Origin of the sequence: Neisseria macacae ATCC 33926 (assembly GCF_022749495.1) — a bacterium.
In the GTDB taxonomy this organism is placed as follows: Bacteria; Pseudomonadota; Gammaproteobacteria; order Burkholderiales; family Neisseriaceae; genus Neisseria; species Neisseria macacae.
Genome location: NZ_CP094241.1, coordinates 131,805 through 148,489, shown reverse-complemented (window position 1 = coordinate 148,489; position 16,685 = coordinate 131,805). Strand labels below are relative to the sequence as shown.

6 protein-coding genes and 1 pseudogene are annotated in these 16,685 nt (G+C 54.5%); 4 read left to right on the top strand and 3 right to left on the bottom strand.

Annotated features, from left to right (window positions below; genetic code table 11):
* Positions 1 to 352 precede the first annotated feature (352 nt).
* From MON40_RS00730 to MON40_RS00725, 3 genes and pseudogenes are all read left to right on the top strand, one after another.
* On the top strand, positions 353 to 2,461 hold the full coding sequence (locus MON40_RS00730) for a TonB-dependent siderophore receptor (protein ID WP_003780379.1): 2,109 nt from the start codon (positions 353 to 355) through the stop codon (positions 2,459 to 2,461).
* A gap of 124 nt (positions 2,462 to 2,585) precedes the next feature.
* Positions 2,586 to 2,651 (top strand): annotated as a pseudogene (locus MON40_RS13435) (transposase); the annotation flags it as partial.
* A gap of 190 nt (positions 2,652 to 2,841) precedes the next feature.
* On the top strand, positions 2,842 to 3,657 hold the full coding sequence (locus tag MON40_RS00725; protein ID WP_003780544.1) for an alpha/beta hydrolase: 816 nt from the start codon (positions 2,842 to 2,844) through the stop codon (positions 3,655 to 3,657).
* Between the two features lie 576 nt (positions 3,658 to 4,233).
* Here MON40_RS00725 and MON40_RS00720 read toward each other — a convergent pair.
* On the bottom strand, positions 4,234 to 4,506 hold the full coding sequence (locus MON40_RS00720; RefSeq protein ID WP_003780361.1) for a hypothetical protein: 273 nt from the start codon (positions 4,504 to 4,506) through the stop codon (positions 4,234 to 4,236).
* A 75-nt stretch (positions 4,507 to 4,581) separates the two neighbouring features.
* Here MON40_RS00720 and MON40_RS00715 point away from each other — a divergent pair, with 75 nt between their 5' ends.
* Positions 4,582 to 4,851 carry a hypothetical protein gene (locus tag MON40_RS00715; RefSeq protein ID WP_003780362.1) on the top strand — a complete coding sequence of 90 codons (270 nt, stop codon included), beginning with the start codon at positions 4,582 to 4,584 and terminating at the stop codon, positions 4,849 to 4,851.
* A 64-nt stretch (positions 4,852 to 4,915) separates the two neighbouring features.
* Here MON40_RS00715 and MON40_RS00710 read toward each other — a convergent pair whose 3' ends face one another.
* Together MON40_RS00710 and MON40_RS00705 are read right to left on the bottom strand one after the other, a co-directional pair.
* Positions 4,916 to 5,959 (bottom strand): NAD(P)H-dependent flavin oxidoreductase, encoded by a 1,044-nt coding sequence (locus MON40_RS00710; protein WP_003780363.1) that lies wholly within the window; start codon positions 5,957 to 5,959, stop codon positions 4,916 to 4,918.
* 297 nt (positions 5,960 to 6,256) lie between these two features.
* The gene (locus MON40_RS00705) at positions 6,257 to 16,114 is read right to left on the bottom strand and encodes an ESPR-type extended signal peptide-containing protein (protein ID WP_242925957.1); all 9,858 of its coding nucleotides are present in this window, start codon (positions 16,112 to 16,114) and stop codon (positions 6,257 to 6,259) included.
* Positions 16,115 to 16,685 lie beyond the last annotated feature (571 nt).

Sequence of the window (16,685 nt, the reverse complement as noted above, 5' to 3'; positions counted from 1 at the left end):
CCTCTTTCAGGATTTTTCTGTTTTTAATACATTGAAATAAAATCATTTTAACGAGTTTGATAAAAGAGGCCGCCGAGTTTCCCCCTTTGCCATATCGCTATTGTTTTACCCGCTGCAATTCATATGAAAATGAAATTTTTTGAATTTTGTATCGAAATTACAAAACAACCTTTCAAACAAAATTTGCAGGCAAAACGGACAAGGTCGTCTGAAAACCAAATTAAAGTTTTCAGACGACCTTGTCGCATATTCACAAGAGATTGTCGGGAAAACGATAGTTTTTTTCTACAATTTCAGATATTAAACTTATAAAATACAACCATTCTCATTTGTACAATGAACGGAGAAATTGATGTTCCGACCCAATCTGACTGCTGCCGCCGTTGTGGCCGCTTTATCTTCCACTGTATTTGCCGCCGAAACGGTCGAGCTGGATACTGTCCATGTGAAAGGACAGCGTTCGTATAACGCGATTGCCACCGAGAAAAACGGCGATTACAGCTCGTTTGCCGCCACCGTCGGCACAAAAATCCCCGCTTCTTTGCGCGAGATTCCGCAATCCGTCAGCATCATCACCAATCAGCAGGTAAAAGACCGCAACGTCGATACCTTTGACCAACTGGCGCGCAAAACGCCGGGGCTGCGCGTGTTGAGCAATGACGACGGACGCTCATCGGTTTATGCGCGCGGTTACGAATACAGCGAATACAACATCGACGGCCTGCCCGCGCAAATGCAGAGTATCAACGGCACGCTGCCCAACCTGTTCGCCTTCGACCGCGTCGAAGTGATGCGCGGCCCGAGCGGCTTGTTCGACAGCAGCGGCGAGATGGGCGGTATTGTGAATTTGGTGCGCAAACGCCCGACCAAAGAGTTCCAAGGCCATGCGGCGGCAGGGTTCGGTACGCACAAACAATATAAAGCCGAAGCCGATGTTTCAGGTCCTCTGAACGCCGACGGCAGCGTACGCGCCCGTGTGATGGCGCAGACTTCAGGTGCATCTCCCCGTCCTGCCGAGAAAAACAACCATCACGAAACCTTCTATGCGGCGGCGGATTGGGACATCAACCCCGACACAACTTTGGGCGTAGGCTATCTCTACCAGCAACGCCACCTCGCGCCGTACAACGGCCTGCCCGTCGGCAGCAGCGGCAATTTGCTGTCCCTGCCCAACCACACCTTTGTCGGCGCGGATTGGAACAAATTCAAAATGAACAGCCATGACGTGTTCGCCGATTTGAAACACTATTTTGACGACGGCGGCTACGGCAAAATCGGTATGCGCTATTCCGACCGCGATGCCGACTCCAACTACACCTTCGCCGCCAACAAACTTTCTGCCGACAATAAGGCAAACGTCGCCGGCTTAGGCACGGAAATCAAACAAAAAGCCTTCGCGGTTGACGCAAGCTACAGCCGTCCGTTTGCCTTGGGCAACACCGCAAACGAACTCGTCGTCGGCGCGGACTACAACCGCTTGCGCAGCACCAACGAGCAAGGCCGTGCAGCCGTTGCGCGTAATGTTGCCTTGGGCGATTTCCACTCCGTTCCCTATGTCAACCTGATGCAGAACGCCCGTGCCGGCGCGCGCGGTTACAGCCATACCGTCGCTACTGAAAACCTTGACGAATTCGGCGTTTACGGCAAATCCGTCTTCCATCCGGTCGACAGGCTGTCGCTCATCGGCGGCTGGCGTTTGGGACACTACAAAATTGAAGCGGGCGAAGGCGACGAGTTGCACAAAGCCAGCAAAACCAAGTTCACCGGCTACGCAGGCGCAGTTTACGACTTGAACGACAACAACAGCCTCTACGCCAGCTTCTCCCAACTCTACACGCCGCAAACCAGCCTCGGCACCGACGGCAACCTGCTCAAACCACGCGAAGGCAACCAGTTTGAAGTCGGCTACAAAGGCAGCTACATGGACGACCGCCTCAACACCCGCGTCTCCCTCTACCGCCTGAAAGACAAAAACGCCGCCGCACCACTAAACCCGAACAATCGCAATACCCGTTACGCCGCCTTGGGCAAACGCGTGATGGAAGGCGTTGAGACCGAAATCAGCGGCGCGATTACACCGAAATGGCAAATCCACGCAGGTTACAGCTATCTGCACAGCCAAATCAAAACCGCCGCCAACCCCCGCGACGACGGCATCTTCCTGCTGATGCCCAAACACAGCGCAAACCTGTGGACGACTTATGAAGTTACGCCCAAGCTGACCCTCGGCGGCGGCGTGAACGCGATGAGCAGCATCTCCTCTGCGGCAGGGCTGCGCGCGGGCGGCTACGCCACATTCGACGCCATGGCGGCATACCGCTTCACGCCTAAGCTGAAGCTGCAAATCAACGCCGACAACATCTTCAACCGCCACTACTACGCCCGCGTCGGCAGCGCAAACACCTTCAACATTCCCGGCTCGGAGCGCAGCCTGATGGCAAACCTCCGCTACGACTTCTAAAAACGGGAAAAGCAAAAGGAAAACAAATCACCGCCAAAAACCAGAAGACCAACACATTACGGAAACAGACCGGACAGGCAGGGCACACCACCTGTCCGGTTTTATCATTTATGTCCATGTATTCAAATATAGTGGATTAACTTTAAATCAGGACAAGGCGACGAAGCCGCAGACAGTACAGATAGTACGGAACCGATTCACTTGGTGCTTCAGCACCTTAGAGAATCGTTCTCTTTGAGCTAAGGCGAGGCAACGCCGTACCGGTTTAAAGTTAATCCACTATAGAAAAAACAGCAGATATAGCCCAAAGGTCGTCTGAAACATCCGCCAACCCGATAACACACACAACACACCCCACCAACACAACCGACAACCCCGCCATGACCTCACGCACCGCACACTGGCAAGCCGCCCGCCTGCTGCAAGCCGAAGAAACCCACATCCGTTCCGATCAAACCGGCCGCAGCTACCGCATCCAAACCGCCGCCGTCGGCGACCCGCCCCCGCAAGGCTATCCCGTCCTCCATATCCTCGACGGCGACGCCTTCTTTCCCGCCGCCCTCAGCATGGCGCAATCCCTGCTCATCAACCCCATGACCCGAAGCCGCGCCGCCTGCCTCATCGTCAGCATCGGCTACCCCAACGGCGAAGTCCGCGACCTGACCCAACGCGCCCTTGACTACACCCCGCCCCTGCCCGAAACCGCCACCGAAGCAGAACGCCGCCAATACGGACAAGCCGACCGCTTCGCCGCCTTCCTCGACCACGAACTCGCCCCGGCCCTTGCCGCCAAATACCCCATCAACCCCAAAGAACAAGCCCTGTTCGGACACTCCTTCGGCGCATTGTTCGGACTCTATTCCCTCTTCACCGCCCCCGACCGCTTCAAACACAACCTGCTCGCCTCCCCCTCCGTCTGGTGGCACAACCGCCGCGTCCTCGACTTCCTACCGTCCGCCCTTCCCGCCGACACCGCCGTCCGCATCAGCGTCGGCGAACACGAAGGCCGCAGCAACCGCCCCGAACAAATCGGCAGGGAAATGGTCGCCCAAGCCAAACTGCTTGCCGGCACCCTCCAACACCTCGGCGCAGACGCACAATTTACCCTCTACCCCAACGCCAACCACGGCAACACCCCCTTCTACGCCCTCCCCGACCACATCGAATACCTCCGCCAAGCGTGGCAGAAGAAATAAACCGGCAGAAACGACAAGCCGTATTCCAAACAAAGAGGAATACGGCTTGAGTGATGGCGGTTGGGGATTTTCAGACGACCTTGGATTCAATTTTTTATGCAATCAACGCGGGTTTTATTCAATTAAATTGGAAATCCAACCCGTAGCGTGGGCTTTGCCCACGAAATCTGCTATCTAAAAATCCAAATCAGACAACAACCGAATGGGTATCCATTTCGGCATTTATCTCGTGGGCAAAGCCCACGCTACGGATTACTACTCATTGCAGCAACGACAACTTGTCCCTTCCCCCGTCCGGCGGGGGAAGGTTAGGATGGGGGTGGCTTTGCAACTTTAGGTCAAATCAAATTTGTACAACCCGTAGAGCCACCCTCTCCCCAGCCCTCTCCCGCCGGACGGGAGAGGGGGCAGGTTACAGGTAAAAATAAGGTCGTCTGAAAACTCTGAGAGTTGAGTTTTGGAGAAACTCGTTCACTCCCGTTTTCAGACGACCTCGTTTATTCAATCAATACAGGCTTGGGACTCAAGTAGCGTGGGCTTTGCAAAAAAGCCCTTCCTGTCATCGACAATCCGGATTTATTCTGTCTGAATCTTTTTTCTAAAAATCTTAGTGATTAACCATCCCAGTAAAAACCACCAAATTGCATTCAGAAAGATAAATACCCAATTGGCTAACGGGCCATTTACATAATTGGAAACGAATAAAGACAAAATGGAAAAGGGAAAGGCTAAGACGAAGAGAAGAAAACCTCCCCAGCTCCCCTCTGTACTATCACCCAAAATAACCATTGATGCGATTAGATAGATTAATGCCAGCCAGATACCTAATTTATTTTTAAAGAAAGACATATATCACTTCCTCTTGTTTTCTATAAGTATAAAGCATAAATCAAAACATTCACCAAATCGGGCGCAGCGTTCCATATGGGTGGACGCTTCCGCGACATCTCCGGTAAAGGGCTGCAATCGGTTTATGTTCAGGAAAAGCGATATCTGTCCGACGGCAGGCTGCGCATTACCCGCAAACCCCTGATTAACGGCAAACGGAAACCTCAGGAACCACTAATCGACAAGCTCGGAAGAGACCCAGTCCGTAGCGTGGGCTTTGTCCGCGAACCTGCTGTCCGACAATCCGAATCGGGCGGTTGTCTTTATCTTCATTTCGTGGCAAAGCCCACGCTACGGGTCGTCTGAAAACCTGTTTTCAATTTTCAGACGACCTTCTTGCAACGTCCACCTTGCCTGTGCTCAAACCGTCCTAACGCTCGATGCCGCCGCACAACCGTTCGACGATTTCCGCCGCGCTGCCGGGGTGGCACAGTCCTGCGTTTTGCCCTGCCCAAAATGGAGAAAAGTCGTAGCAGCCTTGTTTTTCGGCGGCGGCTTTCAATGCGCCGACGGCTGCGCCTGCCAAGGGGAACGGGAGCGCTGCGCCATTCATCGGACCGGCTTCGCGTATGAAGCGGTTGTAAAGCCCGCGTGCCGCGCCGCCGCTGAACAAGTTGGTCACCACGGTATCTTCGGGACGGGCAGTTTGGATGGCGGCGCGGTGGGCGGGTTTGGTCAGGGCTTCGTCTGCGAGCAGGAAGGCGGTTCCGACCTGCACTGCAGACGCGCCCAATCCCAACGCGGCGCGGACGGCGGCGGCATCGGAAACGCCGCCTGCGGCTATGACGGGCAGGCGCACGGCCTTGCGGACGGCGGGCAACAGGGCGAACAAGCCGCTTTGGCTGTCGGGATTGCGGTTTAAAAACCATCCCCGATGACCGCCCGCCTCCCACGCTTGGGCTATCACGACATCCGCGCCGTTTTGTTCCAGCCAAACGGCTTCTTCGACCGTCGTCGCGCTGCTCCACACTTCCGCACCCGTCGCTTTGACGCGCTGCAAGTATTCGGGCGCGGGCAAGCCGAAGTGGAAGCTGACCACAGGCGGGCGGTAACGTTCCACACATGCCAACGCATCGGCATCAAACGGCTGCCGTCCGCCGCCGCTGGGAATGTCGTTTTCTGTCAGCCCGTAAGCCTTGAAATACGGACGCAACACGGCAAACCAGGCATCGTATTGCGTGCGATCGGCAGACGGCGTGCGGTGGGCGAAAAAGTTGAGGTTGTACGGACGGTCGCCGCCTTCCTGCTTCATCCGTGCCAACGCTTTTTCCAAACCCGCGGCGTCATACATCGCCCCTGCCAACGAACCCAAAGCGCCGGTTTTGCCGACAGCCAAAGTCAGCTCTGTGTCATGTGCAAACGCCATCGGTGCTTGAATCAGCGGATAACGCAGTGAGGATAAAATGCGGCTCATATCTGTTTCTCCTTGTAATCTGTTTGGTCAGCTGGCTTGAAATTTCTTCAGTTTAAATACGCGGACTGACCATGTGGAACATGGCTGAATTTTGCCACAAAAAATAGTCGGACATGACTGCAAGGTCGTCTGAAAACAAATCTTAGCGTTTTGTGTCAAGCGAGTGTTTGAGAAACCGAGCATATTGGAACCCTTCCTCCTCCCATTCAATCCGATATAGAAAAAGGTCGTCTGAAAACCCTGTTTCGGGTTTTCAGACGACCTTTGCTTTGCCTTCAAACAGGCTTTAGATCAGGATTACCATTGGTAACCGACACCTGCAGTCGCGCCGTAGTGGCCGCGCGAGTTGCCGGTAGCGGTACCTTTGATGATCCAGTTGCCGCCGTCGGAGATGCTGGAGAAGCCGACTGCGTAGCCGCTTTCACCGCGGTAAACGCCGCCTGCAACCGCCATCATGCTCTTACCCGGCAGGTAGGCCTGCGGCAGGCCTGCCACCGCCATGGCTGCTGCGGTACCGGCTTTGGAGTCGCTTTCCACATTGTCGATACGTTGGTTGATTTGGTTGCCCATGTTCACCACGTAATTGCCGATGTTGGTCACGTTTTGGTTAATCGCCTGATTGGTGTAATACAACTGGCTGCCGTTGATCGCATCGGTCGAATCCGCAGATACCACACCTGCCGCCACACCTTGTACCTGACGGGTCTCGTCCGTACCGTTGCCGACGGTGACGACACCGGCGACTTTGTTCGCGGCGGCAGCCGAACCTGCTTTGCCTGCCACGGCTTTGTCGTTCAGGCCGCCGTAGGTGTAGGCTTCGCCTTTGGCCGCATCAGCCGTATGGATGCCTTGGGTTTGGGCGCGGTCGCCGAGGTAGACGGAGTCTTTAACCGTGGCTTTGATGTCGCTGCCCAGTGCGTAGGCGTTGTCGGCGGATACGTTGTTGTTGTTACCGATGGAGTAAGCGCTGTTGCCGCTTACTACGGTCGGGTCACCGATGGCGCCGGAGTTTTTGCCGCTGACGATGTTGCCGGTACCGATGGCGATGGTGTTCTCGGCGTTGGCTTGGGCGCCTTTACCAATAGCGATGGCGTTGGTGCCTTTGGAAGCGGCTTGGTAGCCGACTGCCGTGGCGTATGCGCCGCTCGCGCTGGAGTCTTCGCTGTTATAGGCCTGTACGTCGGGGTTCACTTCGCCGTCGTTGGTATGGAAGAACTTGATACCTTGTTCGTTCATACGGCCTACGGCTTCGATGACGTTGTTGGTCACGTACATGCCTTGGTCTTCGACGTTGTAGGTCACGAGGCTGTAACCGTTGGACTGGGCGATCTTGGTCTCGTTCGTAACGTTGGTCACGTTCGGATTGTTGCTGTTGTCCACCAGGGTAATGTTTTTGATATTACCCAAGCCTGCTTTGCCGTCTGCTTCGACTGACGGCGGTGCGGTGTTGACGTTGCCGCCGTTGCTGCCGATCAGTTCGTAAACCTGGTGCAGTTGTCCGCCGTTGACGGCATCGGTGCTGCCTGCGGCGACGGTGCCTGCGGCGACGCCGGTCACTTTCTTACCGCCTGCGTTGATACCGTCGGCAGTGATGTTGACATCGCCTGCTTTCAGACCGTCTTTACCCAGCGCCACTTTGTCGCCGACGTTGACGCCGTTGTTGTTCACAACCGTATCTCCTGCTTTGACGCTGTCTACTTTCAGGTCTTTGTTGAGACCGACCTGAATGCCGTTCGCGCCTGCGGTGGTGGTGATGTTGGCATCGCCTTTAACCGCAACGGTATCGCCCAGTTTGTTGGCAACGGTCGTACCGCTGTCGCCTGCGAAGCTGATGCCTTTGTTGTCTACTGCGTCTTTCGCCGCTACGCCTTTGGCGATGTCGGCTTTGACGGCTTTAGACAGGTCAACCGCGTAGTCGGTTACGTTGTTGGCGTCTTTGTTGCCTTTAGTCACGACGATATTGTCGGAACCTGCGGAGACGCTCGCGCCGTCTGCGTTCACGGTGTAAACGGTTTGACCGTTCGCACCTTGTTTGCTGCTCACGCTGGCGATGTTGGTACCGGCTTCGACTTCTGTCTTAGCAGCAGCGGTCAGACGGTTCAACTGTCCAACATTTACTGCATCAGTATCTTTCTTGCCTTCAGCAACGTTACTGATGGCTTTGTTGCCTGCATTGATACCGTCGGCAGTGATGTTGACATCGCCTGCTTTCAGACCGTCTTTGCCCAGTGCCACTTTGTCGCCGACTTTGACGCCGTCGTTGTTCACAACGGTATCGCCTGCGCTGAAGCTGTCGGCTTTGAGGTTAGGTGCGGTCGCCACTTTGTAAGTGGTGCTGCCGTCGGCATTTTGCTCTGGTGTGACGACGATGTTGTCGTTGCCGCTGTCCACTTTGGACGTGGCTTTCGCTGCGGCTGCTTTAAGCTGTGCAACGTTCACTGCGTCGGTGTCGGCTTCGCCTGCGGCGATGTCGGTGACTTTGTTGCCGCCGTTGTTCAGACCGTCTTTGGTCAGGCTGACGGGCTTGCCTGCTTTGCCGTTGCCCACAGTCAGTCCGTTGTCGGTCAGTACGCTGCCGCCTACGGTCACTTTGTCGAAGGAGACGTCGTCTGAAGTCGCTACGGTGATGTTCTTACCGTCGCGGCTGACTTTGACGTTTTTGCCTTCTTTGAAGGTTACGGTGTCGCCTGCGGCAATTTTTTCAGACGAGGTTTCGTCGTTGGCGTTCAGGTTCCAGCCTTTGTCGGCAGTTTCTTTCACTGCGGCAATGGCGTCGTGAACGTTGTCTTTGCCGGTACCGCCGATGTCGGTGGTGGTCACGTTGCCTTTGTCGTTGGCCGCGTTACCGCCGAGCAGGTTCGCCAGGTTGGCTTGGGCTGCGTTCAGCTGCTCTTCGCTTGCGGCTTGGCCTTTAGTGGCAAAGTCCGCACCGCCCAGAGTGGTGTTGCTCAGACCGGAAATCAGACCGGCGGTACCGTCGATTACGAGCGGTTTGTTGCCGTTGCCTGCTTTGCCGACGGTAATCTTGTCGGCCAGCGAGAAGCCGATGCCGTTTTCGTCGGCGCGGGTCAGGATGTTGCCGTCGCCTTTGACGCTCAGGCTGTCACCCAGTTTCTTCGCACCGGTCGTGCCGTTGTCGGCGGCAAAGGTCAGGCCTTTGTTGTCCACCGCGTCTTTCGCCGCGACGCCTTTGGCGATGTCGGCTTTGGCTTCGTCGGTCAGGTCGAGGGCGTAATCGGTAACACCGTCGGCGTCTTTCGCACCTTCGTTGACTTTAACCGCACCGCCCGCCGCTTGGCTGAGAGTGGTCTTGTCGGCGTTAACGGTGTACTCGGTGTTGTTGCCGTCCACTTTTTCGCTGACGGTAACGTTCTTGCCGGCAACGACGGTGGTGGTTTTTTCAGTGGCGGCGAGTTGTTCGTTCAACTGGGCGACGTTGACGGCGTCGGTGTCTTTTACGCCTTTGGCTACGTTGCTGATGGCTTTGTTGCCGGCGTCGATGCCGTCGGCAGTGATGTTCACATCGCCTGCTTTCAGACCGTCTTTGCCCAGCGCCACTTTGTCGCCGACGGTTACGCCGCTGTTGTTCACAACGGTCTCGCCTGCGGTCAGGCTGTCAGCCTTCAGGTCTTTAGCGGTAGAAACTTTGTAAACGTTAGAACCGCCTGTTTTGTCGGTTTCGACGACGATGTTGTCGTCGCCGCTTTCCACACGACCTGAATTGGCTTTCAACTGAGCAACGTTGACGGCGTCGGTATCTGCCTCGCCTGCGGCGACGTTGGCGATTTTATTGCCGCCGTTGTCCAAACCGTCTTTGGTCAGGCTGACAGGATTACCTGCTTTGCCGTTGCCCACAGTCAACCCGTTGTCGGTCAGAACGCTGTCGCCGACAGTTACTTTGTTGAAGGATACGTCGTCTGAAGTCGCTACGGTGATGTTCTTACCGTTGCGGCTGACTTTGACGTTTTTACCTTCTTTGAAGGTTACGGTGTCGCCTGCGCCGATTTTTTCAGACGAGGTTTCGTCGTTGGCGTTCAGGTTCCAGCCTTTTTCGGCAGTTTCTTTCACTGCGGCAATGGCGTCGTGGACGTTGTCTTTGCCTGTACCGCCAATGTCGGTGAAGTTGACGTTGCCGTTGTTGTTGGCTGCGTTACCGCCGAGGATTTTCGCCAGGTTGGCTTGGGTAGCGTTCAACTGCTCTTCAGTCGCTGCTTGACCTTTGGTAGCGAAGTCCGCACCGCCCAAGGCTTTGTTGCTCAGACCGCTGACAGTACCGTTTACGCCGTCGATGCTGACAGGTTTGCCACTGTCTTGTCCGATTTTGACGGTATCGGCAAGTTTCAGTTGTACGCCGCCTTCAACGGTTTCGCTGGTAATGTTACTGTCGCCTTTGATGTTGACAGTGTCGCCCAATGCGTATTTGTTGCTGCCGCTCGTACCACCGATATTGATGCCTTTGGCGATATTTTCGGCATTGGTGTCGGCTTTCTGATCAACTTTGTACAGTTGCGCTCCGTTAACAGCATCGGTACTGTCAGCCGCAAGCGTACCTTCGGCAACCTTAGTAATCTTGTTGCCGCCGTTGTTCAGACCGTCTTTGGTCAGGCTGACGGCTTCTTTGCCGCTGCTTGGCACCGGGGTCAGGGTGATGCCGTTTGCTGTGGTTTCGGCAATATTGCCGTCTTTGTCAGCCAAGGAAACATTGCCGCCGTTGATGGTGGTCACGTTGCCGTCGGTTTCAAATTGTGCGCTGTTCAAACCTTGCAAATCTTTGGCAAGTTTGACGTTGAGCGTACCGTTAAGGTCGTCTGAAACCACGCCGATGTTGTTGTCGGACAGTTTCGCCGCATCTGCACCGCCTTTAACCAAGACTTGGTTGCCGAGTTTGCGCTCGAAATTCTTGTCTGCGTTGTCGCCGCCGAAAGTCAGGCCTTTTTGCAGCTCGGTACCGATGTTGTCCAACGCGCCTTGTACGGTGTTGACAGGTGCGGCCTGCGTGCCGTCGGTTTTGGTTACCACCAGATTCGGTACTTCAACCGCGCCGGTAGTCGGATTGACGGTTGCGCCCAATGCGGTTGCCAACGGAGTGAGCTGGCTGACGTTGACGGCGTCGGTATTGCTCACACCGGCAGCGATTTCGGTTGCCTTCTTACCGCCGTTAGACAGACCTTCGGTCGTCAGTTTGACAGGGTTTGCCGCTGTACCGACGGTCACGCCGTCTGCAGAAACGGTGGTTTTGCCGCCTGCTGCGTCGATGAATTCAGACGAGGTCAGACCTTTCAGCTCTTTCGCCAGTTTGACGTTGAGCGTGCCATTGGCGTCGTCTGAAACCACGCCGATGTTGTTAGCGGACAGTTTGGTTGCATCTGCCTCACCGCCTTTAACGGTGACAGTGCTGCCCAATTGGCGGGTTGAAGGCGTACCGCTGTCACCTGCAAAAGTTAAAGGCGCACGAACGGCATTGCTCAAGGCAGTCAATGCATCGCCGACATTGTTGTAATCAGCTACGCCTGAAGTTGCCGGGCTGCCGGAAATTACAGAGTATTTCGGCGCGGCGATTTCGCCTGTCGCGTTGTTGACGGAAGTACCCAGAGCTTGGGCAACTTTGTCCAGTTGGGATACGTTTACCGCATCATTTTGTCCCTTACCTGCGGCGACGTTGCCGATTGAGGTTGGAACGGTGGTTTGCGGATCGGTCGGGTTCAGCGCGGCAATGGTTACTGCGCCGTTATATGGCGTACTTGTATCGTCAGCGTAAACAAAGGAAACCTGTTTTGCGCCTGAACCGTCAACCGTTACGTTGCGCTTCAGGATTCTGCCATCTGCGGAAACGTAAGCAAACGGCGCTTCGTTGGTAACCGCCGTCAGGGTAGTAACGTGAACGTTATTGATGGCATCGGTCAACTGGCTCAGGTTAACCGCATCGGTCGGTTGGTCGCCCTTGCCCAGATTGGTAATCTTGGTGTTGGACATATCCAGCCCGTCTTTAGCGGTAATTTTGCCGGCAAACTCAGGCGCATCGGCAGTATTGATGCTGACGGTGGACTCGTTTTGGTTCAGCACAATGTTTTTACCCGCTTCCAACGTGATGGTCGAACCATTGGTAATTTCTTTCAACGAGTGGTTGTAGGCTTCGCCGTTGGTGCCGTTGGTTTTAGCCGTATTCAACTTGAACGACTTGTAAGAGGCGTTGTTGATGGCGGAAATCGCGCCGTCGATGGTGGACGCACCCGTACCGCCGATGTTGGACATCGTGATGGTGCCGTTATTCGCAATGGCTGCGTTTCCACCCAATACGCCGACTGCGGTCGTACCGATGTTGTTCATGACGTTTTGAGTCGCATAAAGCTGGCTGCCGTTTACTGCGTCGGTGCTGCTGTCGCTGATGCGGCCTGCGGCGACGTTGGTAATCGTACGCTCTTTGCCTGCCGTGCCGATGCTGAGTGTGGACTCAGGGGCGTTGCCTGCGAAGTTGCCGAAGGTCAGACCGCCAACGGTGGCAGAGGTCGTCTGAACGGCTGCTTCAGTCGCGGAATTGGCACCCAATGCGATAGAACCTGCATGAGCGGCATTGGCGTTTTTACCGAAAGCGATGGCATTGCCGACAGAGGCTTTTGCCGCATCACCGAAAGCAAAGGTGTCGCCTGCGGTGGCTTTGGCATTTTTACCGAAGGCTACGGCACGGTTTTGCGTGGCTTGGGCGTTGTAGCCGATGGCGATGGTGTCGTCTTTTTGCGCGTCTGCTTCGTTACCCAATGCCAAAGCATTGTTGGAAGTGGCTTTGCTGTTGCGACCTGCCGCGACAGTACCGGAAGCGGTTGCGCGGGTATTGAAGCCCAACGCGGTCGCACCTGCCGCCGTGGACTGGCTGTATGCGCCGATTGCGGTGGCGGAATCTTGGTTGGCGATTGCGCCGTCACCGACCGCTACGCTGGATTTGCCCAATGCTTTGGAAGACTGACCGCCTGCGAAGGAGTTTTGACCGTAGGCGTTGGACGCTTGACCGACGGCGGTAGCGTTGGTGCCGCTGGCTTTGGTGTTCGCACCGATGGCGACGGAGCCTTCACCTTTGGTCGCGCCGTTGACGGCGGCAACGGAGGCGGTATCTTCGTTGACGGAGGCGTTTTTACCGATGGCGATAGAGTTGGAAATTACCGCCTGCGCACCTGTACCGACGGCTACGGCAAAATCGCCCGCTGCCTGCGCGTCCGCACCTGCTGCCAGAGCATCCAATCCGGTTGCACCGTCATTGTTGTAATTGCCTCGGGCATTGGAGGTCGTCTGAACGCTGTAAAAATGGCTGGAGCTGCCGCCGCCTAATTGGTCGATTTTGTTGTTCATCGCTTCCAAAGCGTCGTGAACATTGGCTTTGCCTGTACCGCCTAAATTGTTCAGGGTCAGATTGCCTGCATTGTCGATTGCAGTTTCGCCGCCCAAGGCGTTTTTGACGTTGTTACCCAAGTTAAGCAGGTAAGAATTGGTCGCGTAAAGCTGGCTGCCGTTGATGGCGTCGGTGCTGGTTGCACTGATGACACCTGCGGAAACGTTTTGAATTTGACGGGTAAAGTTGTTGGCAGGGGTGGTTGCATCGACTTTACCGACGGAAACCGTACCGTAAGACCATGTACCGGCGGCTGTGTAGTTACCGTTCAGTGTGTAATCGCCACTGTGATGCGCTTCAGTCAAACTGCCGCCACCCAAAGCAACATCGTTTTCATTGACGGCATGGGATTCGTAACCCAAGGCAAGTGCTTTGACAGCATCAGCTTTGGTGTATGCACCCAAAGTAACCGCCCCTGCTTTTGCCGAAGTCGCAGATACACCCAAGGCGACAGTATTGCCTTCCGCTGCATTGGCGGAATGACCGATAGCAATAGCTTCTGCAGCAAGTGCTTTAGTCGTATTACCAAAGGCAATCGAGCTGTTGCCCGTTGCTTGGGTGTCAAGACCCATCGCCATTGCATAGTCTTCTGAAGCGACAGCATTGCTGCCGATGGCAATGCCGTTGAGCTTGCTGTTGGTTACCTTCGCCATGTTACCGATGGCCACGGCAAAACGACCGGAGGCATTAGAATCGATACCCAATGCGACCGCCTCACTGCCCGATGCGTTGGCACGCTGACCGACAGCGACGGAAGAAACGGCTCCGGCAACAGTCTCGTGACCGATGGCTACGGTTTCGTGTGCGCTGGCATTGGCAGTCTTACCGATGGCGACGGAATTGTCGCCGCTGGCTTTGGAAACCATACCGACGGCAACTGCGGATTCTTTTTCTGCCAAGGCCGTTTTACCAATGGCGACGGTGTTGCTGAAGCTGCCTTTTGCAGCCTCACCGATGGCGACAGTGGAAGTGACGCTCAGTTTTTGGGCATCCGTACCCATGCCTGCTTCCCTACCGATGGCGACGTTGTTCGCACCAGACACAAATGCGCCGGAACGCAAGCCGAGGGCAATATTGTCCACGCCGGTAGCGTTGTTGCCCGTACCTTTACCGATGGAGATTTGGCGTTCGTTGGTATAGGCATTGCGACCGCTGTCCGCGCCGATATAGACGGTGTCCGCGCCGACTGTGCGCCCTGCGGAAACGGCGGCGTCGTACACACCTGCGTTCGTACCTACCACGATATTGCCCGTACCTGCCGCTACGGCTTTGTTACCGATGGCGACAGCGTTGTTGGCAGTGGCTTGGCTGTTTTGACCGAGTGAAGTAGAAGTCTCTGTAGTGGCAATGGCTTCCTTACCGACTGCAATGCTGCTCAAACCGGTTGCCTGAGTGGCAAAACCGACAGCAATCGCGCCTTTGGCAGAAGCGGTGGTTTGCGGACCGGCAGCCAAGGCATTTTCAGCACCTGCATTGCTGTCTACACCGAAGGCTGTGGCGCGCAGACCGTTTGCCGTGCTGTTTTTACCGACGGCAGTGGTATCTTTCAGGGCGGCATTGGCAGTCGAACCGATGGCGACAGCATCCGAATTGCCTGCTTTTGCACCATAACCGATAGCAGTTGAGAAATTGCCGGTTGCAGTCGGTCCTTTATCCGCCGCCTGACTGCCGCCAATCGCGATGGAGGAAGCACCTAACGCATTCGCTTTACCACCGATGGCAATGCCGTAAGAGCCTGAACCTAAAGCCGATTCACCCACGGCAATAGCCCGTTGTCCGGTGGCAATGGCAGTACTCATAATCGCAAGGCTGGCTGCACCTGATGCATTCGCACCCTTGCCAACGGTACTCGCACCACCGATGGCTACGGCGCTCATACCCGAAGTATTGGAATTGAAACCGATGGAAATACCGTTACCTGCCGCTTCAGTAACAGTGGCGCTGGTACCGATGGCAACAGATGATCTGCCTTGCGCATTTGAAGAGTCGCCGATGCCGACACTGCCGCTTTTGGTTTTCGCCAAGTTACCGATAGCGACGTTTTTGGTTTCCATACCGTTTGCGCCATTACCGATGTAAATGGACTGGGTACTGTCACTGCCACTGCCTGCGTTGGTACCGATGGCGATCACGTTATCGCTGTTCGTGCTGTTTTGTAACGCATTTTCACCGATAGCGATGTTTCGCCCGTTTGCAGAACTGGAGCCGGGACCCGCACCTTTACCTATAGCAATGTCAGCCTGACCTTTCGTTGCCGCACCTTGACCGATGGCAATAGTCTGGTTTTTGGCCGCATTGGCGGAAGAACCGATGGCAATAGAGCCGGTTTCGGCAGTAGCTGAATTCGGACCGATGGCAACGTTACTTTCTCCGCTGGTTTGGGTTCCTTGTCCGATGGAGACAGATTTACCTTGTTTTGGAGGTTGTCCGCCGTCTTGAGGAATGAAATCTAACGCAGTCGTCGTATCATCGCCGCAGACCACGTTGTAGCTGGTGGTATCGAAATAGCAGGTGTTGTAGTCGGTACCTTCGGCAGCCGCAGTGACGGCTTTGCCATTGGCAAGGGTTTTACCGTTATTTGCTGCGGCCATGACTTGACCGCTGGCAAGCAGCAGGCCGGACATGATGGCGGTAAACGCGAAGCGCACGCCTACGGAGGCAACGATGCCGCCTATGCCTGATGAAGCCGTTTTCCCATGCGCTTTGGCGAATTCCGCCACCGCATTCCACGTCTGTGTGGTTTCGTTCCATACGACACGATAGATTTTATTCATGTTGACTCTCTGATTTAAAATGTTAAACAAATAAATTTAATATATTATTGAATTTATGTAATAACCTGCTTTCCAAACATCTAATCCAATAACCAAAAATGAAAATATCGTATTTGATGCCGATATTTCGATTGCAAAATTTATTCAACGGATATGACGTATATTGTCACTTTCAAACAAATTTCAGGATTTATCTATACCTCAGATAACAATCTCCCAAAACTGATTTATCGACCTTTTGGCTATTTATCTATCCGCTTATCTTTGATGACTTCTATTTTCTTAACTTTATTTTGCAATCAAAGTGAAACTTTATCTTTTATCTGAAAGCAATTTATATACCAAAACCCTTTTGCCTGAATTCACTCGTACTAAAAAAATGATATTTTTAAGTATCCGGAATCCAAAAATAAGAAAAGAGGTCGTCTGAAAACGTTTCAGACGACCTCTGTAATCCTTATGTTAATTCAATATTAATGAATTATGTTTCGGATACCATCTTCAGCAAGTTGGCGATGTTAAGCGGCATTATTCTGTATAATGCCGCAGTGTTTTTGAAACAAGGAATACA